The organism is uncultured Serinicoccus sp., from assembly GCF_947500995.1.
Taxonomy (GTDB): Bacteria; Actinomycetota; Actinomycetes; order Actinomycetales; family Dermatophilaceae; genus Ornithinicoccus.
Genome location: NZ_CANMUA010000006.1, coordinates 259,352 through 285,419, shown reverse-complemented (window position 1 = coordinate 285,419; position 26,068 = coordinate 259,352). Strand labels below are relative to the sequence as shown.

Sequence of the window (26,068 nt, the reverse complement as noted above, 5' to 3'; positions counted from 1 at the left end):
GCTGGCCTACCTCGTATGTTGGGTCGGGCCATGACATCGAGAGTGGGAGCAGGAGAGGAGCACGGCATGCTGAAGGGCAAGGTTGCGCTGGTGACCGGGGCGGGGTCCGGCATCGGGGAGGCGAGCGCTCGGGCGCTGGCTGCGCAGGGCGCGCACGTCACCCTGGTCAGCCGCACCCGGGAGGAGCTGGAGGAGGTCGCGGCCGACCTTGAGGCCGGCGGCAGCCAGGCCCTGGTGGTGACCGGTGACGTCAGCGACGAGGAGGATGCGCGCCGGATGGTCTCGGAGACCGTCGAGCGCTTCGGGCGGCTCGACGTCGTCGTCGCCAACGCCGGGGTCAACGGCACGTGGGCCGGCATCGAGAACCTCGAGGTCGAGGACTTCCGGTCCACGGTCGACATCAACCTGGTCGGGACGTTCCTCACCATCAAGCACGCCGTGCCGCACCTGGCCGAGGGCGGCGGCTCGGTCGTCGTGGTCTCCTCGGTCAACGGCACGCGGGTGTTCTCCAACTCCGGCGCCACGGCATACTCCGCGAGCAAGGCGGGCCAGGTCGCCATGACCAAGATGCTGGCGGTCGAGCTCGGACCTCGCAGGATCCGCCTCAACGTGGTGTGCCCCGGGGCAATCGACACCGAGATCGACGACAACACGCGGGCCGCGAACGAGGACGTGAAGATCCCGGTCGAGTTCCCGCAGGGGGAGATCCCGCTCACCGACGGGACCCCGGGCTCGGCGCAGCAGGTGGCCGACCTGGTGACCTTCCTCGCGTCGGACGCGGCCAGACACATCAGCGGCAGCGAGGTGTGGGTCGACGGGGCGCAGTCGCTGCTGCAGGGGTGACCACCAGGCGTAGCGAGTCAGGTGCCGCAGTACGTCCGGTAGCGGCCGAAGTCCGTCGGTGCAGGCTCGGCATACCGCTCGAGGCCGGGGCGCTCGCGGTAGGGGTCGGTGACGGCGCCGAGGAGGCGCACCATCGGGTCCAGCTCGCCGTCGCTGCCTGCTGCGAGAGCTTCCTCGACCAGGTGGTTGCGGGGGATGTAGACGGGGTTGACCTGGTCCATGAGCTCGGCCCGCGGATCCAGGGTGAGCCACCGCTCGGCCCAGGCGTCGAAACCCGCCAGATCCACGAAGAGGCTGCGGGCCGGCTCGGCGTCACCGCGGACCGCGTCGCTGAGCTGGCGGTAGAAGGAGGTGTGGTCCACGTGATTGTCCTGCAGCAGGCTCAGCAGCTCGGCGACCAGGGGCTCGACGACCTCGGCGCTCACCGAGTCCGCCAGGCCGAGCTTGGCCCGCATGCCGCTCGACCAGGCCGACGCGAACTGCGCGGAGAACGTGCCGAGGGAGCCCATCGCCACCTCGACCGCCTGCTCCTCCTCGGCATGCAGGAGGGGCAGCAGCGCCTCGGCGAGGCGGGCGAGGTTCCACTGGGCGACGCCGGGCTGGTTGCCGTAGGCATACCGTCCGCCGGTGTCGATCGAGCTGTAGACCGTCGCCGGGTCGAAGGCCTCCATGAAGGCGCACGGTCCGTAGTCGATCGTCTCCCCGGAGATCGTCATGTTGTCCGTGTTCATCACGCCGTGGACGAACCCGACCAGCATCCACCGGGCGACGAGCTGCGCCTGGCCGGCGATGACGGCCTCGAAGAGCGCGAGGTAGGGGTTCGCGGCCGCGGCGGCGTCCAGGTGGTGGCGGCTGATCGCGTGGTCGGCGAGGCGTCGCAGGAGATCGGTGTCGCCGGTGGCACGGGCGTACTGGAAGGTCCCCACGCGCAGGTGGCTGGAGGCGACCCGCGTGAGCACCGCTCCGGGCAGCAGCGTCTCCCGCTGCACCGACCGTCCGGTGCCCACCACGGCCAGCGACCGGGTGGTCGGGACACCCAGGGCGTGCATGGCCTCGCTGATGACGTACTCGCGCAGCATCGGACCGACCGCGGCCAGGCCGTCACCGCCCCGGGCGAAGGGCGTGCGACCGGAGCCCTTCAGGGCGATGTCGACCCTCCGCCCCGCCGTGTCGTCGACCTCGCCGAGCAGGAGCGCCCGGCCGTCGCCCAGGCGGGGGGAGTAGCCACCGAACTGGTGCCCGGCGTAGGCCTGCGCCACCGGGGTGGCGCCGTCCGGGACGAGGTGGCCCGTCAGCAGGCGCAGCCCCTCGGGACTGCGCAGCCAGGACGGCTCGATGCCCAGCTCGGCGGCCAGCGACTCGTTGAGCACCAGGAGCCGGGGGTCCGGGGTCTCCTCGGCCTGCCACGGCACGGCGAGCTCACCCAGCTCGCTGGCGAACTGGTGGTCGAAGGACACGGTCTGCCGGGGCACGACACTCATCCAGCGAGCGTAGGCGAGAGACCCCTCAGGGGCGGAAGGCGGAGCTCGCGCCGTCCAGGGCACCCTCGTGGACGGGGACCTCGCCGCGGGTGACCGCGGCCAGCAGCTGCTCGTGGTCGGCCTCGGTCTGGTCGGCATACAACCGGGCGAACCGGCTCAGGGCGACGTCGACCTTGTCCGAGCCACCGACATACCCCGCGATCATGGACGCCCCGCTGGTGCGGGCGTGGCCCTTGGCGAGCAGGTGACCGACGATGCCGGCGTAGTCGGCCAGCGCCGGCGCGTCGATCGCGTCCAGGGGGATGGTGCCCTTGCTGTTGCGGAACTGGCGCACGTAGTAGGTGTAGTCGTCGCCGACGGTCGCCCATCCGAGCAGCGGGTCGCTGACCGTCTGCAGCGCCTGCTGGTACTCGACCACCCGCTGTCCCTGGTGCTCGTGCAGCGCGGAGTCGCCGTGCACGTGGCGGGCGATGACCGAACGCCTGGCCTGCTTGAGCTGGAGGAACAGCACGTCGTCCGGGGTGCTGCCCTCGAGCAGCGCGACGTAGGCGCGCAGCCCCACGCTGCCGACGCCGACCACCTTGTGCGCGATGTCGACCAGGGTGTAGCCGCCGACCACCCGGCGCCAGTGCGGCGCGAGGGTGAGGAGGTAGCCGTCGAGCGCCTCGGCCAGGGCCTCTCGCTCGGCGTCGCTGACCCGGGTGATCGTGGGCGGGTCCTCGACGATGACCCGACGCCCGGCCTGCTCGGTCGTGAACTTCGGGAGCGCGCGGTCGCTGGTGCGCTTGCGGGCCCGCTTGGCCGACCGGTGGATCTCCTTGCGCAGGGTCTTCTCGGTCGCGGTCTCGTGCATCCGGTTGACGTCGAGCCGGTTGTAGGAGCGCATCATGAGCGGCTGCTCGGCCAGGAACCTCAGCTCGCCGCGGTATGCCGCGACGCAGGCGCGCACGGCGGTCTCGCACTGCTTCTCGGACAGCCCGTTCGCCCGCCCGGCGACGTGGATGCTGGCGACCAGGCGGCGCAGGTCCCACTCCCAGCACCCGGGGTGGGCCTCGTCGAAGTCGTTGAGGTCGATGACGAGCTCGCCCTCGGGACTGGCGTAGAACCCGAAGTTGCCGAAGTGCGCGTCACCGCCGATCACCGGCATGATCCCGGTCGCCGGCAGGTGCGCGACGTCGTCGGCCATCACCACGGCGGTGCCCCGCAGGAAGCCGTAGGGGTTGCTGATCATCCGACCCACGCGCACCGGGACCAGGTCGCTACGCCGCCCCTCGTGCGACTCCTGGATGAGCGCCACCGGGTCCGGCCGCCCCGCCCGGGGAGTCCAGTCACCCAGGCTCTTGCGCGGGACCTGCTTGCGCAGCGCCTTGCCCATGGCATACCGCTCCGCTCGCGAGGTGGGCCGCTTGCGGATGGAGGCGTATGCCGTGCTGTCGGCCGTGGCGAGCACCCGGTGGCCGGTGGCCGCGGGGGTCACCGGAGCGGGTGTCTCGCCGCGGCGTGCCGGGGTCCGCGGACCGCGGGCAGGTCGGGCGGAACGTGGGCGTGGTCGTCTGGCACAGACCTCACCCTCGCGTGTCGGCGCCGATGGTGCAACACCCGGCCCCGGCATCCCGGACTCACCCGAGGGCGTGCTGCACCAGGAAGTCGCGCACGGTGCGCTGGAAGAGCTCGGGCTCCTCCCGCGGCGGGGAGTGGCCGGACTTCTCGAAGACGACGAGCTGGGCCTCGGGGATGAGGTCGGCGATGGTCTCGCTGCACGAGACCGGGGTGATCCAGTCCGTCCGGCCGACCGTCACCAGCGTGGGACAGGTGATCTCGCCCAGCCGGGGCTTGAGATCGTAGTGGTGCAGGTTCTCCGAGAAGGCGGCGTTGTGGGTCGCGAAGTGGTAGTCCACGCTGGCGACCCGGGCGTCGAGCTGGGCCGGGTCGTACTCGTAGTCGTAGAGCGGCAGGAGCTCGCGCCACGACTCCCGGAAGTCCGCATCGTCCCGGATCCGGCCCTCCATCATCCGCATCAGCCGGTCCTCGTCGATGTCGACCCGGTCGGACGCGCGGGCGTTCGCGATCGCGAGGTCGTTGTGCTCGTGGTCGGCCGAGGTGTCGCGCAGCACCAGCGCACGCAGCCGCTGCGGGTGCCGCACCGCATACTCCATGGAGATGAAGCCGCCGTAGGAGCCGCCGGCCATGACGAAGGTCTCGGCCCCGGCCCACTCGCGCAGCGCGTCGACGTCGGCCACCCACTGCTCGTGGGTGTAGGGCGGGGTGTCGGAGCTCTTCCCGCTGCCCCGGGCGTCGAAGACCAAGACCCGGAAGAGGTCGGACAGCGGGCCGAAGGCCAGCTCGGGCTCGGCGCGCGACCCGAGACCGGGGGCGCCGTGGTGGGCGATGAGCAGCGGCTTGGTCGGGTCGTCCCCGCCGAGCAGCTCCACGTCGAGGTCGGCGTCGTTGATGGTGAGGATCATGATGCTCCTAGTCAGGCGGCGATGATGATGTCGTCGAGGTCTCGGGGGTAGGTGGTCAGGCGCTCGTGGCCGTCCTCGGTGACCAGGACGGTGTCGGAGATGCGGTAGCCCGCGTGGCCGGGGACGTAGATGCCCGGCTCGCTGGACAGCACCATGCCCGGCTGGATCTCGGTGGTGTCCCCGTCCTCCAGCCAGGGCGCCTCGTGGAAGTTCAGGCCGATGCCGTGGCCCTGGCGGTGCCGGATGAACTCGGCCAGTCCGGCGTCCCGGATGACGTCCAGGCACTGCTCGTTCACCTCTCGGCACGAGACCCCGGGGCGTATGGCCTGGGTCCCGACCTCCTGCGCGCGGTGGTCGGTCGTGAAGTAGCGCAGCTGCTCCGTGCTGGGCTCACCGATGAAGAAGGTCCGCTCGCTCTCGGCATACCGACCGCCCACGGCTCCCCCGAGGGAGAGGATCACCGTGTCGCCCTTCTCGAGCCTGGTCTTGGACGGCAGCCCGTGGGGGAAGGCGGTGTTCTCGCCCGCGTAGACGAGGCCTCCCGTCAGCATGGGCACGACGACGATGTCGTCGTGGGTGGAGTACATCCAGCGGGCGCCCTCGCGGACGACGTGGTCCGCGAGCTGGGACTCGGTGGGGAGCGGGTCGTCCTCTTCGAGCGCGGCCTCGATGAGGGAGCGGCCCGCCGTCAGCATGACGTCGCCGAGCTGGGCAGCCGCGCGGTGGAGGACGACCTCCTCCGGCTGCTTGATGAGCCGCAGGGCGTCGACGACCCCCGACATGGTCCAGGTGACGCCGTCGAAGACCTCCTGGAGCTCGGCCAGGCGGCCGGTGGACAGGGTCGGGGAGTGCCCCCACCGGCCGTGCGTCCCGACGGTCCGGGCGAGGACCTGGAACGGGCTCTCCCGCCCGGGGAACTCGGCGAAGGCGACCACCTCGTCCACGGCCGCTCCCTGGGCCAGGGCGTGCTCGCGCTCGAGCTCCGGCACGAGGAGCACGACGCGGTCGCCGGAGATCCAGACGGCGCCGGGTCGCTCGTTGGGGTGGTGGAAGAACCCGCAGAGATAGGCGACGTCGCGCCAGTCGTCCACCAGGATGGCGTCCAGCCCGCTCTGGTGCAGCCGGTCGCGCAGGCGCGCATGGAGCTGGTCGTAGAAGGACCGGGGAAGTCGGTGGGACAGAGTCATCGGGCAGAGTCACCTCGGGTGCGGGGGTTGCGGGCGTCGTTGTAGGCCAGGGAGGTCAGGGTTGCTGCGACCACGAGCAGCAGGATGGCGAGCGAGGGGAACAGTGCGGTCCACCAGGCCGAGGCCAGGACCCCGCTGCGCTGGGCGTTGTAGAGGATCGTGCCCCACGACCAGCTCGAGGGGTCGCCCAGGCCGAGGAAGGACAGGCCTGCCTCGCTGAGGACGGCCCGCGAGGCAGTCAGCACGACCGACACGACGATGACGGGAGTGACGGCCGGCAGCACGTGCCGCAGCAGCACCCACCGGTTGGGGGCGCCGATGACGTGGGCGGCGTTGACATACGTCAGATCCACCACCGGCAGGGCCTGCGACCGGACCACGCGGGCGACCTCGGGCCAGGAGAAGACGGCGATCACGACGACCAGGGTCGAGATGCTGGGGCCGGCCAGAGCCGCCACGAGGATCATCAGCGGGAGGATGGGCAGGGAGAGCATGACGTCGATGAGCATGCCCAGGGGCGTGTCCAGGCGCCGGAAGTATGCCGCGCCGATGCCGACGGCCGCGCCCAGCACGATCGCGAGGGCGGACGCTCCGAGGCCCACGGCCAAGCTGGTACGCGCACCCCAGACGATCTGGTTGTAGACGTCGCGCCCGATGTTGTCCGTGCCGAGCCAGTGCTCGGCCGAGGGCGGTGCGAGCACGTCGGCGCTGTAGCCGCCGGGCTCGCCCGCGATGAGCGGTGCGGCGAGCGCGACCGCGACGATGAGGAACAGGACGGCCAGCGAGACGAGCCCGAACGGGTTGCGGACGAAGGCGCGCCAGGTCCGGCTCCGGGGAGAGACGGCCTCCGTCCGCATACCCTCGCGGGCGTCCTCGGCGGTGCCGCTGGGCGGGATGATGCTCATGTCTGTCGCACCCTCGGATCCAGTAGTCCGTACATGAGGTCGGTGAGCAGGTTCGCCACCACCACCGTGGCCGCGAGGAGGACGAAGGCTCCCTGCATCACCGGGAAGTCGAGCTGGCCCACGGACTCGTAGATCGCCCGCCCGATGCCGGGGTAGGCGAAGATGGTCTCGGTCAGCACCGAACCGCCCACGAGGAATCCGAGCTGCAGGCCCACGAGCGTGACGGTCGGCAGCAGGGCGTTGCGCAGCGCGTGCACCCAGACGACCTTGGTCTCCGACACCCCCTTGGACCGGGCCACGTTGGTGTAGTCCTCGGACAGCGCCTCGATGAGGCTGGTCCGCAGGAACAGCACGTAGGGACCGAGCTGCAGCAGGACCAGGCTCAGACCCGGCAGCACCAGGTGCGCCAGGATGCTCCCGTAGGCGGCGACGCCGTAGACGTCGCTCGCCATCGCGCCCCCGATCGGCAGCCATCCCAGCCACACGCCGAAGACGTAGAGCAGGAAGATGCCCACCGTGGGGACGAACAGGGCCTGGCCGACGACACCGCCGACCTGCACGGCGCGGTCCAGGGCCGACCCCTGGCGGCGGGCCGCCGCCACGGCGAGCGGCACGCCGACGATGAGCGTGACCACCAGGGAGGAGCCGGTCAGCAGCAGGGTCCACGGCAGCCGTTCCAGGAGGATGTCCAGGACCGGCGCGTTCTGCCGGAAGGAGATCCCCAGGTTGCCCTGGGCGAGCTGGCCGAGGTAGGTCGCGTACTGGACCAGGAGGGGCTCATCGAGCCCGAAGTCCGAGAGCATCTGGGCGCGCTGGTCAGCCGTCATGGTGGGGCTGGCCACTGCCAGGGCAGGATCCCCCGGCAGCAGCCGCACCAGGAAGAACGTGACCGTCACGGCGAACCAGAGGGTCAGCAGCCCTCGGAGGAGGCGCACGGACACGAAGCGCAGCAGGCCCATCGATCAGCCCGAGCTGGCCTGCGCCAGCGACTGCGGGTTCACCAGGGAGAGCAGGTCGCTGGGCTTGGGCTCGAAGCCCGTCCAGTTCGAGGACGCCGCGAAGTTGAACTGCTCCACATACATGACGTTGTCGTAGACCTGGTCGTGCACGATGCGGGCGATCTCCTGGAGGGGCTCCTTCGCGTCCTCGGGGGAGAGGGCGGTGGAGGCCTCCTCCATGAGCTCGTTGATCTCGGCATCCTCGACACCTGCGTAGTTGATGAACCCGTCGGGCGCGAAGAGCAGGGAGAAGTTGCTCTGCGGCTCGTCGATGACGGCCCAGGAGCCGGCATAGATGTCGAAGTCACGGTCGGCGGTGCGCGACAGGTAGGTGTTCCGCTCCAGCCCGGCCAGCTCGATGGTGATCCCGGCCTCGGCGCTCTGGTCGCGGACCAGCTCGGCCCACGTGGAGATCATCGGGTCGGCCTGGTCGTAGATCATCTCGAACGTGAGGTCCTCCTCGGAGTAGCCGGCGTCCTCCAGCAGCTGGCGTGACTGCTCCGGGTCGTAGGCATACTCCTCGAGGTCCAGCCCGTCCTGCCACTGCTCGAAGACGGGCGTGAGCACGCTGGAGTCGGCGGAGATCGCGTTGCCCCCGAGGACGACCTGGCGGATGGCCTCGTAGTCGACGGCGTGGGCCAGGGCCCGTCGCACGTCGACGTCGTCCAGCGGTGGGCGGCGCATGTTGTACTGCATGTGCGCCCACCCCAGGGAGGGGACGGTGTAGAGCTCGACGCTCTCGTCGGACGACAGCTGCTCGGCGACGGCCGGAGGGAGCGCGTTGCCGATCAGGTCGAGCTCGCCCGAGCGCAGGGCGAGGACCTCGGTGTTGACGTCCGGGTAGACGGAGAACACCACCTCGTCGACGTTGGGCGTCCCGGACTCCACCAGGGGGTAGTTGTCGACGGCCTCGAGGACGTACCGCTGACCCCGCTCGACGGTCGAGAGGACGAAGGGGCCCGCGGAGACCCAGTCCGAGTCGTTGGCGAACTCGGCGACCGACTCCACCTCCCCGAAGATGTGCTCGGGCACGACCGGCATCCAGAAGCCGACGCTGGTCAGGAACGCGCCGTCCGGCCGGGACAGGGTGAACTCCACGCGGGTGGGGGAGACCGCCTCGGCGCTCTCGTAGGCGCCGATCATGCCCGCCACCGTCCCGATCTGCTCCGCCTGGATGGCGTCGATGGTGAAGACGACGTCATCGGCGTCCAACGCCTCGCCGTCCGTCCACTCCATGTCGTCGCGGATCTCGACCCACGCCGTCGTCCCGTCCTCGGAGTAGCCCCAGTCGGTCGCCAGCGCCGGCACCTTCTGGCCGCTGTCGTCCAGCGTCATCATGTGCGGGTACATGAGGTTGGTGACCCAGGTGTCCGTCCGGCTGTTGCCGACGAGAGGGTTGTAGTTGACGACGTCGGCGGTGGTCCCGATGTTGAGCGTGGTGTCCTCGGCCTGCTGACCGGAGCCACCGGTCCCGTCCGCCGAGTCCTCACCCGGTGCGTCGGGGTTGGACGGCACACATCCGGCGAGGACGAGGGCTGACAGACCCACGGACATGGCCAGCGTGCGCGCTGCTCTTCCTGTCGTGCTTCCCATCAGACCCAGACCTCCTCGATGACACGCATGGCGTTGCCGCCGACGACGGCACGGATCTCGTCGTCGGAGTAGTCGTGGCTGACGAGCCACGCGACGATGTTCCAGAAGCACTCGGCCGGGTTCTCCAGGCCGTCGACGTACGGAACACGCTCGTACTCGACCCCCGCATGGGCCTCGCCCAGCGACAGAGCCCCGGAGAACAGGTCGTGCAGGCCGACGTGGTCCCCGAAGAGGGTGTCGGGCCCGAAGGCGACGTGCTCGATGCCGACGAGGTCGACGCAGTAGGTGAAGTGGTCCATGACGGACTCGATGGAGTGCCGGGGATGGTCGGCCGACAGCGTCGTATGCGGCGCAGCCTCCAGTCCGATGACCCCGCCTCGTTCCGCACACGCCCTGATGACCTCGTCGGGCTTCATCCGGTTGGTGTCCCAGACTCCTCGGGCCCCGGCATGAGTGATCATGATCGGCTTGGTGGAGTGCTCGATGGTCTCCAGCGAGGTCCGGTCACCGGAGTGGGAGACGTCGACGACGATGCCCAGACGGTTCATCCGCTCCACGGCCCGCCGACCGAACACCGTCAACCCACCGTCATGACGCTCCTTGAGGCCGCTGCCCAGGGTGTTGGCCTCGCTGTAGGCGATGCCCAGCTGGCGCACCCCGAAGCCGTAGAGGATGTCCAGACGGTCGAGCTCGTTCTCGATCGGCGTGGACGCCTCCAGCCCGGCGATGAGGGCCAGTCGTCCCGTCTCCTTCGCCGCGTGGATGTCCGCGACGGTCTCGGCCTTGATGACGTAGTCCTGGTGGGCGAGGTCGGAGAACCGCAGGCCCAGGTCGGCGATGATGTCCGTCCACTTCCAGCCGGCCTGGCTGGTGACGCAGGCGGTGCCGTCCATGAAGTTGTCGATGACCGCGGTCATGCCCGAGCGCGCCAGGCCCTCGTAGCCGGTCCGGTGGCGACCGGTCCGGTTGTAGTCGATGGTCTGGTCGATGTCGCTGGGGAAGCGCGTCGGATGGTCGTGGGTGGACACCACGATGCACTCGTCCAGCAGCCGGCCGACCCGTTCGCGCTGGTCGTCGGTGAGGTCGCCACCGGCGTAGGCCGGGACACGGTCGAGCTCGGGGGCGAGGTCGAAGGACTTGTAGTCCCTGCCCTCCTCGAGATAGCTGTACGAGCGGTAGCCGGTGTACCGGCTGGCTGGTTCGAGCACGGCGGTTGCCTTCCTTGGCTGGTCTTCGTGCGGGCACGGGGTGGCACGTCCGCTTCCACCGGGGATGTGGCGGATATCGTCGCGAACTGCGCCCAACTTGCCATAAATCCCCGTCGAGCACAAGAGTTTCGCCCAGTTTCCTCATACGCTAGGGTGGCGACACCTCATACACGAAGGAGGGGCAGCGGTGAGGAATCATCAGGCGCCTGGCCTCGACCAGCTCGACCGGCGCATCATCGCGGCACTGCAGATCCACGGTCGCGCGACGTGGCAGCAGATCGCCGGCGCCACCGGCAGCTCGGACAGCACGGTGGCGCGCCGTGCACAACGACTCTTCGGAGAAGGACTGGCCCAGGTCGTCGCCACGACGGACCCGCTGCTCTGCGTCGAGGGCTATCCCGTCCTCGTGGAGATCACGACCACCGCCGGATCCGTCACCCAGGTGGCCAAGGCGCTGGCCGGGCGCACCGACGTCCGGTTCGCCGCCCTGCTCACCGGTTCCTTCGACCTGGTGGTCGAGCTCATCGTCAGCTCGCAGGCCGAGCTCGCGCGGGTGCTGCTCACCGAGATCGACCGCATACCCGGGGTGTGGGCCACCAAGACCGAGAGCGTCCTGTCGCACTACAAGCTCGAGCACACCTGGCTGCAGACGGACCTGCCGGCGGAGGCGGCCGACATCCTGGTGCAGCACCGGGGCGCGGTGACCCCCGGAGACCCCCGGCCGCTGGACGAGCGCGAGCGCGCCCTCGTCGACCTGCTGAGCGTCGACGCGCGAGCCAGCATCTCCGAGCTCGCCCAGCAGCTCGGGGCGAGCGAGACCTCCGTGCGCCGACGGCTGGACAACCTGCTGACGGAGGGGCGGGTCCGGCTCAGCACGCTGGTGGACCCCGAGCTCCTCGGTTATTCGGCACCCGCCATGTACTGGTTGCACATGGACCTCCGGCACGTCGACGACGCGGCGAAGACCCTCACGCGGTGTCCCGAGGTCCGCTACGTCGCCGCCACCTCCGGACACAGCAACATCACCCTCGAGGTGGTCCTCCGGGACCAGGCCGACCTGCACCGGTTCAACACCGAGGTGCTCGCCGGCCTGCCGGGGCTGCACCGCGCAGAGGCGGGTCAGCAGCTGGCCACCCTCCGACGCGCCTTCGTCCTCAACCGCAGAACCCTCGCCCTCATCGACACAGCGGAAGAAGAGACACATGCGTGACGAGACCACTGCTCCACAGGTTCCGGAGGGGGAGCGACCGGTGCTGGCCCTGCGAGACGTGTCGGTGTCCTTCGCCGTCGGCGGGTGCGTCGTCGCAGCGACCCAGGAGGTCAGCCTCGAGGTCTTCCCCGGGGAGATCCTGGCCATCGTGGGTGAGTCCGGGTCGGGCAAGAGCGTCAGCGCGATGTCGGTCCTGCGGCTCCTCCCCAGCTCCGCGCAGCTGAGCGGCAGGGTCGAGCTCGAGGGCGAGGACGTCTCCGGCTTCGACGAGTCGGCGCTCCGGCAGATGCGTGGGCGTGACGTCGCGATGATCTTCCAGGAGCCGATGACCGCGCTCAACCCCGTCTTCACGATCGGGTGGCAGATCAGCGAGATGCTGCGTCTGCATCTGTCGATGACCCGCAGACAGGCTCGTGACCGAGCCGTCGAGATGCTGCGCCTCGTCGGGATGCCGGACCCGGAGGAGCGTGTCGGCTACTACCCGCACCAGCTCTCGGGTGGTCAACGTCAGCGAGCGATGATCGCCATGGCGATCTCCTGCGATCCGAAGGTGCTCCTGGCGGACGAGCCGACCACGGCCCTCGACGTCACCGTCCAGGCCGAGATCCTCCAGCTGATGCGAGACCTCCGGCAACGCATCTCCGCGGCCATGGTCCTCATCACCCACGACATGGGGGTCGTGGCCGACATCGCCGACAGGGTCATCGTCATGAAGGACGGGCAGATCGTCGAGCAGGCGTCGGTCGATGACCTGTTCGCCCACCCGCAGCACCCCTACACCCAGCAGCTCCTCGCCTCGGTGCCCCACCTGGGCCGACGTCGCGCGGATCCGCCGGCAGCCACGCACCAGCGAGGTCCGACGACTGGCGACGACAGCCGGGAGCCAGTTGCGGATGCCATCCTCCGGTTGCGCGACGTGGTGGTGGACTACCCGGGCGGTTTCGGTCGGCGCCCCTTCCGGGCGGTGGACCAGGTGAGCCTCGACATGAACCGCGGCGAGATCGTGGGGCTGGTCGGGGAGTCGGGATCGGGGAAGTCCACCCTCGGTCGAGTCGTCGTGGGGCTGCAGCAGGTCACCTCAGGAACGGTCGAGGTCACCGGGACCGACATCAGCACGGCGTCGCGCCGCCAGCTGCGTCCCCTCCGACGCCACATCGGCATGGTGTTCCAGGACCCTGCCGCGTCGCTCAACCCTCGCTACACCATCGGCGACAGCGTCAGCGAGCCTCTCCGACTCCACCGGCTGGTGCCCGAGGGACGGCGTGAGCTGGAGAACCGCGTGAGTGAACTGCTGGACAGCGTTCAGCTCCCGTCCTCGTGGCGCAACCGGTTCCCCCACGAGCTGTCCGGAGGCCAACGCCAACGAGTCGCCATCGCGCGGGCCCTGGCTGCCCACCCCGAGCTGCTCGTCGCGGACGAGCCGACCAGTGCGCTGGACGTCTCGGTCCAGGCCCGCCTGCTCGATCTGATCCTCGAGCTGCAGCGCGAACTCGGCTTCTCCTGCCTCTTCATCAGCCACGACCTGGCCGTCGTCGAGCTGCTCTCCGACCGGATAGCGGTCATGAGCCAGGGCAAGATCGTGGAGCAGGGGAGCCGTGAGGACGTCCTCACGCGACCAGAGGACGCCTACACCCGACGTCTCATCGCCGCGGCGCCCGTCCCCGACCCCGTCGAGCAACGACGGCGGCGGCGTGCAGCCACCGACGTCGCCTAGGTCGAGCGAGACGACCCCGCCTGACGGCGGCGCGCGGCGTGGCACCAGCGGCCCACCAGACGGGAGCGGGTCGCGCCCGCACGACCACCACGGTCAGACCGCCGTGTAGCCGCCGTCGATGACGATTTGCTGCCCGGTGAGGTAGGAGGAGATGTCCGAGGCGAGGAAGAGCACCAGCCCCGCCAGGTCCTCGGGCGTCGCCATCCGGCCCTGGGGGATGAGGGCCACCCACTCGGCCTCCAGCTCGGGCTGCCGCTCGAGGATCTGTCGGGTGAGGTCGGTCAGGACGTAGCCGGGGGACATCGAGTTGACCCGGATGCCCGCGGCCGCCCACTCCACCGCGAGCGAGCGCGCGAGGTGGGCGACTGCTGCCTTCGAGGAGTTGTAGGAGGCCGCCCACTGGGGCACGTTGACGATGACACCGGACATCGAGGCGACCAGGACGGCGCTGCCCGGCAGCTCGGCGTCGAGCAGTCCGCGGCCGAAGGCCTGGCAGGAGAAGAACGTCCCGGCCAGGTTCACGTCGATGACCTTGCGCCAGTCCGCGGCCGAGACGTCGATGGAGTCCTCGTTGATCTCGATCCCCGCGGCGGTCAGGAGCACCTGGGGGACGCCGAGCTGCTCCCGCACGGTCGCGAAGCACGCCTCGGTGGCGTCCTGGTCCGTCACGTCGAGCCGCAGACCGCAGGTCTGCACGCCGAACTCGGTGGAGATCTCCGCGGCCGTGTCGCCCACCCCCTCCAGCAGGTCGAGCAGGGCGACGTTCACGCCCTCGGCAGCGAGGGCCCGCGCCATGCTCAGGCCGATGCCTCGTGCACCGCCGGTGATGACGGCGGTCTTGCCGGCCAGCTTCAGGTCCATGGTGTGTCTCCTCGGTGTCTCGGGTGTTCTGGTGGTGGGTCAGGCTGCGAGGTCGCGCAGTAAGCGCACCGTCTCGGGGAGGGTCCGCTCGGGGTCGCCGCTGGTCGAGCACTCCAGGTTGACGGTGCCGTGGTAGCCGATCTCCGACAGGGCGGCGAAGATGTCGGGCCAGTCCAGCGCACCGTGACCGGGCAGGAGCCGGTTGCTGTCGCCCAGGTGCACGTGACGGACCTGGTCCCCGGCGGCGCGGAGGGAGTCCGCGACGTTCTTCTCCTCGATCGACATGTGGAAGGTGTCCGGGAGCAGTCCCGCGTTGGGGTGGTCCACCTTCTCGATCATGCGCAGGTTGTCGGCGACCGAGTTGAGGTAGCGGCTCTCGTAGCGGTTGAGCGGCTCCAGCAGGATCTTCCCGTCCGACCCGGCCACGCGGTCCAGCAGCTCGCGGTAGAACTGCAGGAACGCCTCCTCGGTCTCCGCGTCCATCCGCTGGTAGGGGTCGAAGAGGGGCATCGGGTCCTGGGGACCGTACTCGTACTCGATCTCGGTGACGAGGCCGAGCTCGGCGCAGACGTCGGCCGCCTGCGTGTACATGTCCCGGCACGCCGTCCGGAGCGCCGCGTCGGACGACATGGCCTTGCCGTAGATCTCGTCCATGAGGACGAACTCGACCGGGCGCACGCCGGTGCGGGACTCGAGCTCCACGAGCTCGCGGTGCACGGTGTCATCCCAGCGGGCGTAGTCCTGGAAGACCGCGATGGCGTCGAAGCCCCAGGTCTTGAGTCGCTCGGCCTGCGAGGTCAGCGACTCGTCGGGCAGCATGACGCTCGAGCAGCACAGGATCATGATCTTCTCCTTGGTGGTATGCGTGTGGTGAGACGTGGGGTGGGCGGTCGGGTCAGGGGCCGTACAGTCGCTGCAGGGCCGTGTCGAAGGCTGCGTAGCGCTGGTCGGTGAGCGGGTCGGCACGGGGTCGGTAGGTGGCGACGGGGGGTCGGCTGAGGTGCGCGGTGTCGTCGATCGAGCCGATCGTTCCACCGGCGGCCAGGGCGAGGATGGCGGCGCCGCGGCAGGCGTCCTGGGGTTCGCGCGGCACGGTCAGCTCCACCCCGGTGACGTCGGCCTTGAGCTGGTTCCAGACGTCCGAGGCCGTGCCGCCGCCCGCCGACGTGAGCGAGGTCGCCGACTGGCCATGCGCCCCGAGGTCCACGAGGTTCCGCCGGAGCAGGTGGGCCACCCCCTCCATGACGGAGTAGACCAGGTCGCTGCGCCGGTGGCGGAGCTGGAGGTCGAGGAACGCGCCTCGGGCCCGGGGATTGAAGTCCGGCGGGTTGAGGCCGGTGAGGTAGGGGAGGAACAGCGGTGCCGCCCCCCTGTCCACGTCGCGCAGCTGCGGCTCGACGGCCCCGAGGTCGCCGTCCGCGCCCAGGATCTCCTGGAGCCAGCCGAGGCATACACCTCCGCTGTCGGCGCAGCTGAAGAGGACCGTGTCGTCCGGTCGGAGCCCGGCGTGGAAGGACACCCTGAAGGTGGGGTCGTGCGTCCAGCCGTCGGCCAGCATGGACAGCGCCAGCACGGTCCCGGCGGAGACGCTCAGCTGGCCGGGGGCGTAGGTGCCCGTGCCGAGCATCGCGCAGAAGTGGTCCAGCGCGCCGGTGTTCACCGTGTATGACGCCGGGGGCAGCCGCTCGCTGAGGCGCGGGACCACCGGGCCGACGGTCGCTCCGGCGGGGACCACCTCGGGCATCATCCCCGGGGTCACCCCGCAGAAGTCCAGCATGTCCGGCCAGTAGTCGCGCCGGGACACGTCGTAGAGGTAGGTGAAGCCGCGCGTGGTCTCCTCGCCCACCGCGCGCCCGGTGAGCCGCCAGATGACGAAGTCCTTGATCATGAAGACGTGTCGGACGCGGGGGAGGACCTCGGGGTGGTGCTGCGCCAGCCACCGCAGCTTGGTCGCGGGCCAGGTGGGCACCGGCTCCGGCTCCCCGGTGATCGCGAAGGCCTCGTCGGGGTCGAAGGCCGCCGCCATCTCCCGGGCCTGGACACCCGACCGCTCGTCCATCCAGGAGATCCCCGGACCCACGACCTGCCCCTGCGCGTCCACCAGGACGAGGGACTCGGCCTGACCGGTGAGCACGATGCTCGCGGACGACTCGGTCTCCGGCGCCTCCCGTCCGGCCGCGCGGATGAGGTCGAGCACGGTGTCGACGACGGTGTCCGGGTCGAAGGTGACCCGGTCGCCCTCGCGGTGGTAGTGCATCGGCGACGACGCCGTCGCCCGGGCACGTGCGGCATCGTCATACCGGACGACCTTGACGTTGGTCGTGCCCAGGTCGACCGCGTAGACGATCACGGAGCACCCAGGACGGTGAAGTAGACCGTCCGCTCGCGGGCGCGGACCGAGTCCAGGTCCCCGACGTAGATGCGCCCGAACTCGCCGAGGACGGGTTCGCCGTCGACCACCGGCACCGTCGCGGAGCGGCCCAGGATGGAGGAGATGATGTGGCCGTCGGTGTTCAGGCCCCAGGACGGGTGCTCCCCGCGCAGGTCCGCGGCGTTCTTGATGTGGATGGGGCCCGGGTGCAGGTACTGGCCCTCGTTCCGTGTCGGCGGCGCGATCTTGGCCAGGACGTTGAGCGTGTCCTGGAGGAGCAGCTGGGTCCCGTAGTAGGTCGTGTCCTCCGACTCCTCCTGGATGAACACGCAGCAGCTGGTGTGCTGGGTGTAGGCGACGGCGAGCCCGTCCGTGCACCCGGACTCGGTGATGAAGGCGGTGAACTGCTCGGTCACGTCGAAGAACTCCTGGCGCGCCGGGGTCTGGATGACGGTGGTGGTGGATCGGACCAGCATGGGTGTCTCCTGAGAGGCGAGGGCGGTGCGGGGCTGTGTGTGGCTCACTCCGCTGAGATGGCTCCGCCGGTCATGCCGGCAACGATGTGCTTCTGGACGATGAAGGCCACGATCATGACCGGCATGACCGTGACGGTGCCCACGGCCGCGACCTGGCCCCAGGACGTGCCGATCGGGGTGATGAGGCTGGGGATGGCCACCGGCAGCGTCTGGGTCTCCCGCCCGGTGAGGACCAGCGCGAAGAGGAACTCGTTCCAGGAGTTGATGAGGCAGAAGATGGCCGTCGCGGCCAGACCGGGCTTGACGATGGGCATGATGACCCGCAGGAAGGTGCCCCACTCCCCGCACCCGTCCAGCTGCGCCGCCTCGTCGAGGGCGACCGGGACGGCGAGGAAGAAGCCGCGCATCATCCATACCGTGAACGGCAGCGCGAAGGTCAGGTGCGCGGCGATGAGGCCGGCGTAGGTGTCGCGGAGCCCGAGGTTGGAGGCGAGCACGAAGAGCGGGACGGCCAGCACCATGGCCGGCAGCAACCGGGCGGCCAGGAGCGCCATCATGAAGCCCTCGCCCTTGCTGGCGCGGCTGAGGCTGTAGGCCGCCGGCAGGCCCACCAGGAGCGCGATCAGCGTGGAGGCGAGGCCCACCACCGCAGAGTTCACGAGGTTCTCGGTGAAGCCCTTGTCCACGAAGGCCTCGACGTAGTTGGCGAGGGTCGGGGTGAAGAACACCGTGGGGGCGGAGGAGAAGATGTCGACCCGGTTCTTGAACGAGGTCAGGACCAGCCACACGATGGGCGAGAGGTAGGCGAGCATCAGTGCGGCGGGGACCAGCACCGAGAGGACGGTGACGAACGCGCGTCGTGGCGTCCGGCGGGGCTGCTCGGTCCTCTGTGGCCGGGTCTCGACCCGGGCGTCCGTGGTCGTCATGCTGCACCCCTTCGGTTGAGGTAGCGGAAGAGCACCCAGGTCAGCGTCATGACGACGGCGAACGTCGCGATGCCGAGCGTCGCCCCGTAGCTCATGTCGAACGCGGTGAAGCTCACGCGGTACTGGAAGATGTCGTTGACCGTGGTGGCCGATCCGGGGCCGCCGCCGGTGAGGATGTAGACCTGGTCGAACATGCGGATCGCCTCGGTCGCCCGGAACAGGATGGCCACCCCGATCACCGGGCGGATCATGGGCAGCATGACGTGCCAGTAGATCTGGAAGGTCGAGCACCCGTCGAGCTGCGCTGCCTGGATCTGGGCCTCGGGTGCGGCCGACAGGCCCGCCAGCACCATGAGGGCGATGAAGGGGGTCCACTCCCAGACGTCCATGACGACGAGGGCCGCGAACGCCCCGACGGGGCTGTCCAGCACCCCCGCCTCGCCGATCAGCCCGAGCGACTGCAGCGCCGAGGTCATGTAGCCGAACTGGGGGTTGAGGCCGAAGCTGAACATCAGCCCGACCACGAGGGGAGTGGCGATCATCGGCAGCAGCAGGAGGGACGTCATCAGGCGTCGCGTCCGGACCAGACGCGACAACCAGATACCCAGGACGAGACCGAGGAGCGTCTCGAGAGCCACGGCGAGCACGACATACCCCAGGGTGACGAGGATGGCCTGGCCGAACTGGGTGTCGGTGAACATCCGTGCGTAGTTGTCCAGCCCGATCCACCGACCATCGGCAGCCGGGTCGACCGGGCTGTAGGACTGGAAGCTCAGCAGCAGGCTGTAGACGAGCGGGAACGCCAGCACCAGCATCAGGATGACGAGGCTGGGTGCCTGCATCCCGATCCGTGCCCAGCGCACCGTCCTCCTCCTCGGCGCCGGTGGGGGCGGTGCCTCGCGCCCAGGCTCCACGGCGATCGTCATCGGGCTCAGAACTCCGTCAGCGGCAGCTTGTCACCGAGGATGCCGGTGATCTCGTCCTGCGCGTCGGTCAGTGCCTCCTGCGGTGTGGCCTCGCCCACCAGGCCGTTGGAGACCTGCAGCATGAGCTGGTCCAGCATCTGCGGCCACTCGGCGTTGCGGGGCCGGGCGACCGCGTTCTCCAGGCTGCGCAGCTGCTGCGGCCAGGACGGCAGCGTCTCGAGCAGCTCGGGGTCCTCGAAGGCGGAGAAGGTGGCCGGCACGCCGCCCATCTCACCGATCTGCTTCTGGACCGGCTCCGACAGCGCCCATGCTACGAAGAGGTATGCCGCGTCCGCGTCGCTGGCCTCGGTGCTGATGCCGTAGGTCCAGGCGCCGTGCAGGGCGTGGTGCTCGTCGCCCTCGTCCAGCACCGGGATGTCGCCGTAGGCCATCTTGCCGACGACGGCCGACTGGTCGGGGTTCTCCATGGCCCCGGCGGTGTCGCCCCAGGAGATGGCCTGGACGGCGATGCCCTGCTGCAGCTGGGCCGTCACCTCGTCCCAGGTGGCCGAGGTGTATCCCGGGGGCGCGAACTCGCCCAGGGAGCTCATGTAGTCGAGGCTGTCCACGGACTCGTCGGTGTCCAGGATGAGCTCGCCCTCGGGGGAGAGCACACCACCACCGAAGGAGTTGGCGTAGTTGAGCCACTCGAAGACCGCCGCCTCGTGCCGCTTGCCGGCCAGGGTCACGCCGTAGACGGGCTCGGACAGCGTCTCCCCGGCCAGCTGCTCACCGGCGTCCCGGGTGAAGAACTTGGCGATGTCGGCGTACTGCTCCCAGGTCGTGGCCGGTGCCAGCTCGTAGCCGTAGGCGTCCATGAAGGCCGCCTGCTCCGACTCGTCCTCGAAGAGGTCCTGCCGGTACATCATCATGGTGACCGCGCTGTTGCTCGGCATGCCGTAGTAGGCGCCGTCCCACTGCGCGGCGGTGTCCCACAGCCCGGGGATGACGTTCTCCTGCCTGAAGTCGTCGCTGACCTTGTCCGCGTTGGCCTCCATCAGCGGGGCGAAGTCCTCGAGGTAGCCGCTGCCCGCGTAGGCGCCCAGGTAGTCGTAGGGGATGGAGACGACGTCGAAGTCGCCCTGCGAGGTCGAGAAGTCCAGGGTGGCTCGCTGCACCAGCTGCGCGAAGGGCGCCGTCTCGATGGTGACCTCGATGCCGGTCATGGACGTGAACTCCGGGGCCATCTGGGCCAGGATGTCGGAGTTGAGGGTGGCCTCGGCCAGGACGTTCAGCTCGGTGCCTGCATACTCCTGCGACCAACCGCCGGCGGCCGAGGGGTCCAGGTCGTCGGAGGAGCCGCCGCACGCCGTGAGGAGGAGGGCGCCGGTGAGGCTGCCGGCCAGCACCACCCTGCGTGACATGCTGACAGGCCTGGTGCGGGGGAGCGGGGTGGGGATGTACACGGGTCGTCCTTCCGAGGGGCAATCACGACCTCGCCTGTCGATGTGAGGCGATTACACCAGAATGTAACCAAGTCTCACTGAGGTGGCAGGAGGTGCGGCAAAATTGTGACAATCTAACATCTACGGGCAGTCGCTGTGCTACGTTCGAGCAGGAGCGGGCGTCGTCGACGCCACCGTCGAGTGGAGGAGTTCTCATGGCGATGGGCCGCGGAGTGCAGCAGAGGCGAGCCGAGATCGAGGCACTCATGAGGGACCGGTCGGAGGTCGACATCACCAGTCTGGCGACCCACTTCGAGGTCTCCGCGATGACCATCAGGCGCGACCTGGAGGCCATGGAGGACCGCGGTGTCGTCCGGCGCCTCATGGGGGGTCGGGCCGTCATGGTCGAGTCCAAGAGCACAGAGCCCTCGTTGTCCGACCGCGCGGTGAGCGAGCACGAGACCAAGGCGCACATCGGGCGTGCTGTCGCCGACCTGCTCGGCACGGGGGAGGTCGTCTTCTTCGACGGGGGGAGCACGGCGCTGGCGGCGGCGCACGCCCTCCGGGGACGGGGCCAGCCCCTGACCGTGCTGACCCGCAGCCTGCTCGTCGCGGCCGAGCTGGCCGACGAGGAGCAGGTCGAGGTGTTCCTGCTCGGTGGGCGGCTCAAGGCCTCGGAGATGACGACGACCAGCTCCACGATGGCCGACGACCTGCGCCACTACAACGTCGACACGTACGTGATGGGGATCAGCGGGGTGCACCCTCGCCAGGGTCTGACGGACTACGACCCGGACGAGAGCGCCGGCAAGAGGCTGGCTCTGGAGCGTTCCGACCGCGTGGTGCTGGCGTTCGACCACTCCAAGCTCGGCAGGGTGCTCATGTCGAGGGTGGCGAACTTCGAGGAGATCGACGTCATCGTGACGGATGCCGCTCCCGACGACGCCGTGCTGGCCGACCTTCCCTCCCACGTCACGGTCCGCCTGGTCGAGCCGCGCTCGGCAGCCGTGGAGATGGCCTGATGCCGACGGCTGGCCGCCCGCCTCTGGAGGCCCCCTTCTTCGAGATCGGACCGAAGAACCTCCTGCGTCTGCCGGAGATCGTCTCCGTCGGTGCGGCGGCCGCCCGGGCCGGTCGCGTCCAGGGGGTGGGCGTCATCCTCACGGTGCCGACAGCGCTCATCGCGCAGGTCCGCGCGGCGGTGCCCGACGCATACGTCTTCGCCCAGACGATGGACGCCGACGAGCTGGGCGTCAGCGTGGGTCGCACCACGGCGGAGAGCCTTGTGGACGCCGGCGCCGACGGTGTCATGCTCAACCACGTCGGCCATCCGCTGGACCCCCTGCTCCTCACCCGGACCATGGAGCGTGCCGAGCGGGCGGGCCTGCTGACGATGGTGTGCGCCGACACCGACGAGCAGGCCGTGGAGGTCGCCAGGCGCGGGCCGACCATCGTGCTCTATGAACCCCCCGCGCTCATCGGGGGCGCGGGAGCCGGGGAGCGGCCCTGGATCCGACCGGCCACCCACCAGGTCACCCAGGCGGCACCAGGTGTCCTGGTCATGCATGCGGGAGGGGTGGCAGCCCCGCGCGACGCCTACGACATCATGCGCAGCGGTGCCCACGGCACCGGCTCGACGTCCGGTGTCCTCCAGGCGCCGTCACCGCAGCAGGCGGCCCAGCTCTTCATCGAGGCGACGCGGGAGGGGTACGCGGCGGCGTTGTCAGCGGCGGAGTGACCTGCCCGACGTGGTTCCCACAGGCCCGTCTCGGTGCCACGCTAGGAGTATGCAGGTGCTGGCGCGCGCAGCGTTGACCGTCCTGGGAGCGACGGGGCTGCACCTCGTCGTCCTGCGGCCCCGCGTCCTCACCTGGGGCGCTACTGCCGACGAGGTGTCTCGCGCACTGCCTGGGGACGACCTCCTGCCTCGTCCCGACCTGGTGGCGACACGGGCGATCACCATCGACGCCCCGGTCGAGGCGGTATGGCCGTGGTTGGCGCAGATGGGGCAGGCCCGAGGGGTCTCTACTCCTACGACTGGCTTCTACCGCTACCTGAGCCGCTGGGCGCGGCCGCTGGTCGAGACCGTCTCGGTGGCCAGCTTCGTCATGACCGAGCGGATGTTGCGGGGCATCCGTGACCGGGCCTAGCGGGTGCCGTAGCCGCGCCGCTCCTTGAGGCGGTCCAGGGTGAACTCCTCGCTCTCGATGAAGGCCATCTCCGCGGCCTCGGTGCTCCGGACCGCCTCCACCTGCTCGGGCAGTCCGCCGAGGCCCTCCCACGGGACGACGACGATGCCGTTGGCGTCCCCGTGCAGCAGGTCGCCCGTCCGGATCTGCTGACCGTCGACGACCACCGGTTCCCCGACCGACACGACCTCGAAGTTGGCGTGCGAGACCACGGGGTAGCGCATGAAGTAGTGGAAACCCAGGGCGTGCACCTCGTCGAGATCCCGGAGGGCGCCGTCGGTGACCATCCCCACCGCCCCCAGACGGCGAGCCAGGCGGACCATCACCTCGCCGGCATAGGCGACGCGGTGCGGTGCGCCGCTGGCATCGGCGAAGACGAGCACCGTCGGCCCCTGCATGCCCTCCAGCTCCTCCCACATGCGCCACCACTGCTCACGCTGAGGCGGCGGGCCAGGAGCATCACTGACCCGGACGGTCAGGGCACGGCCAGCCATCACCCCCAGGTCCGGGAAGGTGCAACGCACGCGGCCGCCGATGAAGCCGTGCGTACGGTCCCGCAGCGACAGTCTCTCGATGGCGTTGGCGACCGTGGGGCTGTCCACACCCCTCAGGAAGCCCAGCTCCTCATCAGTAGGCACGCGGTTCATGCGGCCTCCTCCTCGCTGAGGCTCCCCGTCGTCCGCCCGTCCAGCGGCCGAGCCGCCAGGCGCACACCGAGCACCCGACCCGAGGTCATCGCCCAGCCGATGTGGTGCCCGTGTCCCTTGAGCAGCATCCCCCCTTGGCCCACGGCGCCGATCGCGAACAGTCCGCGCACGGGCTGCCCGTCCGGTCGTTGCACTTCGAGGGACTGGTCGACCCGTACTGCGCCCTCGGTCACGGTGAGCATGCTGTGCACCGGTCCCATCGCGACGAAGGGGCCTCGCAGGCCGGACGACCGGACCGAGGAGACGAGCTGGTCCGTCCCCATGCCGAGGCGGGAGGCCAGGTCCTCGACGGTGTCGGACGTGGTCACCAGGTCGGGTCGTCCCCGGCGGTAGTCGGTGAAGTACGCGAAGGCGATGCCGGGCGCCGTGGAGATGAAGTTCGGTTCCCTGTCGAAGGCCTTGGCCACCGACTCGTCCATGATGATGTAGCCCGTGGAGCCTGGACGAGCCGACAGCTCCCTGGCCGGGTCCTCCTCCAGGCCGAAACGCACCCCGTCGCGGTCGACCAGGACCGCACCGGATCGGAACAGCGAGTCCGTCGGGGACATGTGCGTCACGAGGAGGGACTTGACCACGGGACGCAGAGCCGAGGCGGGGACGCGACGGACGACGGCGCCCTCGATCGCGCACAGCCAGCGCCAGGTCGGCAGCCGGTCCAGCCACCCACGGCGGGGTGGCGGACCGAAGCGCAGCTGCGGCCCGAAGAGGCGGTCCATCGCGACGAGCTCGCCCCCGGCCTGCGCCGCCAGCTGGTGCCCGGTCCCCAGCGCCTCGGGGTTGATCGGGAGCGCGGCGGCCGCGGCCTCGGGCAGGTGCTGCTGACGCATGCCGCTGTTGCCGCTGAAGTCTCCGGTGGCGAGGACGACCCCACGGCGCGCCAGGACCGTGGACGTCCCCGCGGGGCCGGTGACCACTGCGCCGCGCACCTCGCCGTCCTCCAGCACCAGCTCACGCACCTCGGTGGAGAGCACCACGTGCACCCCTGCGGCACGGGCGGCCTCCTCCAGTCGGGTGATGTAGCTCCGGGAGCCCGGGATGACGTTGTGCATCCGGGCCACGCGGTGCGGCGGCTCGATGTTCGGCAGGGTGAACTGCACCCCGTGCCGGACCAGCCACTCCAGCGTCGGACCCGACTCCTCGGCGTAGAGGCGGCGCAGGTCGGGCGCGTCGCCGGACAGCCCGGCGTCCGGGTAGTCCCACATGTCCTCGATCAGCTGCTCGGTGTCATCCTCGATCCCCGCTCGCCGCTGCAAGGACGTCCCCGCAGCCGTCATCGACCCGACCGAGTACATCGTCGTCCCGCCCAGGGAGCGGCCGCGCTCGAGGAGCAGCACCGAGGCGCCGGCCTCCGCGGCCGCGACCGAGCAGGCCAGCCCCGCAGCGCCGGCACCGACCACGACGACATCCCAGACCCTGTCCATATTGCCTCCTAGTGTTCGTATCGTTTTCAGAGTATCGTCTGCCACGGAGCTGCGCCAGACCCCTCAGCGACCGGTCGACGTCAACGGCGGCTCAGTCGCACAGGCGAGATCCGGGTCCGGCGAGGTCGTCGTCGGCTGAGCCCTGGTGCGACTCCATACCCTTCAATATGCTGTTCCTACGCGGCGAACTCGGATGAGGGCGCCAGACGACGAGAGGTTCTTCATCATGGTGGTCCCCAACCTTCGCGGCGTGACGCCGGCCATCGTCACTCCGTTCGACCAGGCCGGCGAGGTCGACATGGCGAGCCTGGTCTCATACTGCGGTTGGCTGAAAACGATCCCAGGAGTCACGGGTGTCGTGCTCAACGCGCACGCGGGGGAGGGGACCTCGCTGACCGAGGCAGAGCGGGTCGAGATCATCCGCACGGTGAGGGATGAGGTGCCCGATCTGCACCTGGTCGCGGGCGTGACCGGAGACGGCACCCGCGTCGTGGCCCAGGAGGCCCAGCGCGCCGCGGATGCCGGTGCGGACTCGTTGCTCGTCTTCCCCGCCCCCTCCAGCCTCCGCTTCGGTTACCAGGCCGGGTCGGTCCAGGGTCGCTACGACGCGGTCGCGCAGGCGGGCCTGCCGATCATCGCGTTCAACTTCCCCGCCACGACCAAGGCCACCTTCTCCCTGGAGCTGTTGCTGGAGCTGTGCGCCCACGACGCGGTCTTCGCGATCAAGGACGGCGCCCGGGACATGATCCGGTGGGACACCGAGACGCCCGTCATCCGCCGTGAGTTCCCCGACATCCAGATCCTGACCTGCCAGGACGAGTTCCTCTTGCACACGATGTGGGAGTCGGACGGCGCGCTGGTCGGGTACGCGGCCCTCATCCCCGAGCTCATGGTGGAGCTGCTCCACGCTGCGCAGGCGCACGACTACGACCGCGCCAAGGCCGTCCACGACAGGATGCTGCCGATCACCCAGGCGGTCTACCACCGGGCGTCGCACATCGAATCCACCACGGCGATGAAGCTCGGCCTCGTCGACCGCGGGCTGATCGCCGACGCGACCGTCCGCCCCCCGCTGATGCCGCTCGAGGACGGCGCCCGCGAGGAGATCCGGAGCGCGCTCGCCTCTGCCGGCGTCCCGCTGGGACAGCCGGTGGGAGCCTGAC

At 69.9% G+C, this 26,068-nt stretch carries 24 protein-coding genes; 7 read left to right on the top strand and 17 right to left on the bottom strand.

Annotated elements, in window-relative coordinates:
* The first annotated feature begins 66 nt into the window (after positions 1-66).
* Positions 67-843: an SDR family NAD(P)-dependent oxidoreductase gene (locus Q0967_RS11360; RefSeq protein ID WP_298751310.1), complete on the top strand. Its 777-nt coding sequence runs from the start codon at positions 67-69 to the stop codon at positions 841-843.
* 17 nt (positions 844-860) lie between these two features.
* Here the strand turns inward: Q0967_RS11360 and Q0967_RS11355 are convergent, their stop codons facing one another.
* The 8 genes from Q0967_RS11355 to Q0967_RS11320 form a co-directional block, all read right to left on the bottom strand.
* Positions 861-2,324 (bottom strand): YdiU family protein, encoded by a 1,464-nt coding sequence (locus Q0967_RS11355; protein WP_298751312.1) that lies wholly within the window; start codon positions 2,322-2,324, stop codon positions 861-863.
* Positions 2,325-2,349: 25 nt separating this feature from the next.
* Positions 2,350-3,801 (bottom strand): DUF2252 domain-containing protein, encoded by a 1,452-nt coding sequence (locus Q0967_RS11350; RefSeq protein WP_299450169.1) that lies wholly within the window; start codon positions 3,799-3,801, stop codon positions 2,350-2,352.
* 142 nt (positions 3,802-3,943) lie between these two features.
* Positions 3,944-4,789, bottom strand: a complete 846-nt coding sequence (locus tag Q0967_RS11345) for an alpha/beta fold hydrolase (protein ID WP_299450166.1) — start codon at positions 4,787-4,789, stop codon at positions 3,944-3,946.
* A gap of 11 nt (positions 4,790-4,800) precedes the next feature.
* Positions 4,801-5,976, bottom strand: coding sequence for a Xaa-Pro peptidase family protein (locus Q0967_RS11340; RefSeq protein WP_298889745.1), 1,176 nt, complete (start codon positions 5,974-5,976; stop codon positions 4,801-4,803).
* Positions 5,973-6,881, bottom strand: a complete 909-nt coding sequence (locus tag Q0967_RS11335; protein ID WP_298889743.1) for an ABC transporter permease — start codon at positions 6,879-6,881, stop codon at positions 5,973-5,975. Before Q0967_RS11335 ends, Q0967_RS11340 begins: the two co-directional genes overlap by 4 nt.
* Complete coding sequence (locus tag Q0967_RS11330; RefSeq protein WP_299450162.1) at positions 6,878-7,840, bottom strand: ABC transporter permease; 963 nt, start codon at positions 7,838-7,840, stop codon at positions 6,878-6,880. Before Q0967_RS11330 ends, Q0967_RS11335 begins: the two co-directional genes overlap by 4 nt.
* A 3-nt stretch (positions 7,841-7,843) precedes the next feature.
* A complete protein-coding gene (locus tag Q0967_RS11325) occupies positions 7,844-9,472 on the bottom strand; it encodes an ABC transporter substrate-binding protein (RefSeq protein WP_299450158.1) in 1,629 nt (542 codons plus the stop codon).
* Entirely contained in the window at positions 9,472-10,680 is a 1,209-nt protein-coding gene (locus Q0967_RS11320; protein WP_298889738.1) for a dipeptidase, read from the bottom strand. The genes Q0967_RS11325 and Q0967_RS11320 overlap by 1 nt, the downstream gene beginning before the upstream one ends.
* Before the next feature lie 187 nt (positions 10,681-10,867).
* Here Q0967_RS11320 and Q0967_RS11315 point away from each other — a divergent pair, with 187 nt between their 5' ends.
* Entirely contained in the window at positions 10,868-11,890 is a 1,023-nt protein-coding gene (locus Q0967_RS11315; RefSeq protein ID WP_298889736.1) for an Lrp/AsnC family transcriptional regulator, read from the top strand.
* Positions 11,883-13,604 carry an ABC transporter ATP-binding protein gene (locus Q0967_RS11310; protein WP_298889734.1) on the top strand — a complete coding sequence of 574 codons (1,722 nt, stop codon included), beginning with the start codon at positions 11,883-11,885 and terminating at the stop codon, positions 13,602-13,604. Before Q0967_RS11315 ends, Q0967_RS11310 begins: the two co-directional genes overlap by 8 nt.
* Before the next feature lie 93 nt (positions 13,605-13,697).
* Here Q0967_RS11310 and Q0967_RS11305 read toward each other — a convergent pair whose 3' ends face one another.
* The 7 genes from Q0967_RS11305 to Q0967_RS11275 all read right to left on the bottom strand — a co-directional run bounded on the left by Q0967_RS11305 (position 13,698) and on the right by Q0967_RS11275 (position 20,567).
* Complete coding sequence (locus Q0967_RS11305; RefSeq protein ID WP_299450152.1) at positions 13,698-14,465, bottom strand: SDR family oxidoreductase; 768 nt, start codon at positions 14,463-14,465, stop codon at positions 13,698-13,700.
* A gap of 39 nt (positions 14,466-14,504) precedes the next feature.
* Positions 14,505-15,308, bottom strand: coding sequence for a sugar phosphate isomerase/epimerase family protein (locus Q0967_RS11300; RefSeq protein WP_299450149.1), 804 nt, complete (start codon positions 15,306-15,308; stop codon positions 14,505-14,507).
* A 52-nt stretch (positions 15,309-15,360) separates the two neighbouring features.
* Positions 15,361-16,815: an L-fuculokinase gene (locus Q0967_RS11295; protein WP_299450146.1), complete on the bottom strand. Its 1,455-nt coding sequence runs from the start codon at positions 16,813-16,815 to the stop codon at positions 15,361-15,363.
* Positions 16,812-17,312, bottom strand: coding sequence for a YjbQ family protein (locus Q0967_RS11290; RefSeq protein ID WP_299450144.1), 501 nt, complete (start codon positions 17,310-17,312; stop codon positions 16,812-16,814). Before Q0967_RS11290 ends, Q0967_RS11295 begins: the two co-directional genes overlap by 4 nt.
* A gap of 44 nt (positions 17,313-17,356) precedes the next feature.
* The gene (locus tag Q0967_RS11285) at positions 17,357-18,238 is read right to left on the bottom strand and encodes a carbohydrate ABC transporter permease (protein WP_299450141.1); all 882 of its coding nucleotides are present in this window, start codon (positions 18,236-18,238) and stop codon (positions 17,357-17,359) included.
* Positions 18,235-19,101, bottom strand: coding sequence for a carbohydrate ABC transporter permease (locus Q0967_RS11280; protein ID WP_299450138.1), 867 nt, complete (start codon positions 19,099-19,101; stop codon positions 18,235-18,237). The genes Q0967_RS11285 and Q0967_RS11280 overlap by 4 nt, the downstream gene beginning before the upstream one ends.
* Before the next feature lie 68 nt (positions 19,102-19,169).
* Positions 19,170-20,567 (bottom strand): extracellular solute-binding protein, encoded by a 1,398-nt coding sequence (locus Q0967_RS11275; RefSeq protein WP_299450135.1) that lies wholly within the window; start codon positions 20,565-20,567, stop codon positions 19,170-19,172.
* A gap of 236 nt (positions 20,568-20,803) precedes the next feature.
* On the opposite strand from Q0967_RS11275, the gene Q0967_RS11270 reads away from it, so the two are divergent.
* Genes Q0967_RS11270 through Q0967_RS11260 form a run of 3 tightly spaced genes read left to right on the top strand, consistent with a single transcriptional unit; the run spans position 20,804 to position 22,738 of the window.
* Complete coding sequence (locus tag Q0967_RS11270; RefSeq protein ID WP_367181622.1) at positions 20,804-21,610, top strand: DeoR/GlpR family DNA-binding transcription regulator; 807 nt, start codon at positions 20,804-20,806, stop codon at positions 21,608-21,610.
* Complete coding sequence (locus tag Q0967_RS11265) at positions 21,610-22,326, top strand: triose-phosphate isomerase (RefSeq protein WP_299450133.1); 717 nt, start codon at positions 21,610-21,612, stop codon at positions 22,324-22,326. The genes Q0967_RS11270 and Q0967_RS11265 overlap by 1 nt, the downstream gene beginning before the upstream one ends.
* Before the next feature lie 55 nt (positions 22,327-22,381).
* On the top strand, positions 22,382-22,738 hold the full coding sequence (locus Q0967_RS11260; RefSeq protein ID WP_299450130.1) for a hypothetical protein: 357 nt from the start codon (positions 22,382-22,384) through the stop codon (positions 22,736-22,738).
* Here the strand turns inward: Q0967_RS11260 and Q0967_RS11255 are convergent.
* Positions 22,735-23,424: an RraA family protein gene (locus tag Q0967_RS11255; protein ID WP_299450128.1), complete on the bottom strand. Its 690-nt coding sequence runs from the start codon at positions 23,422-23,424 to the stop codon at positions 22,735-22,737. The two genes, Q0967_RS11260 and Q0967_RS11255, sit on opposite strands and share 4 nt — an antisense overlap.
* Positions 23,421-24,905 (bottom strand): FAD-dependent oxidoreductase, encoded by a 1,485-nt coding sequence (locus tag Q0967_RS11250; protein ID WP_299450125.1) that lies wholly within the window; start codon positions 24,903-24,905, stop codon positions 23,421-23,423. Before Q0967_RS11250 ends, Q0967_RS11255 begins: the two co-directional genes overlap by 4 nt.
* Positions 24,906-25,098: 193 nt before the next feature.
* On the opposite strand from Q0967_RS11250, the gene Q0967_RS11245 reads away from it, so the two are divergent.
* On the top strand, positions 25,099-26,067 hold the full coding sequence (locus Q0967_RS11245; protein ID WP_299450123.1) for a dihydrodipicolinate synthase family protein: 969 nt from the start codon (positions 25,099-25,101) through the stop codon (positions 26,065-26,067).
* Position 26,068: the final 1 nt, after the last annotated feature.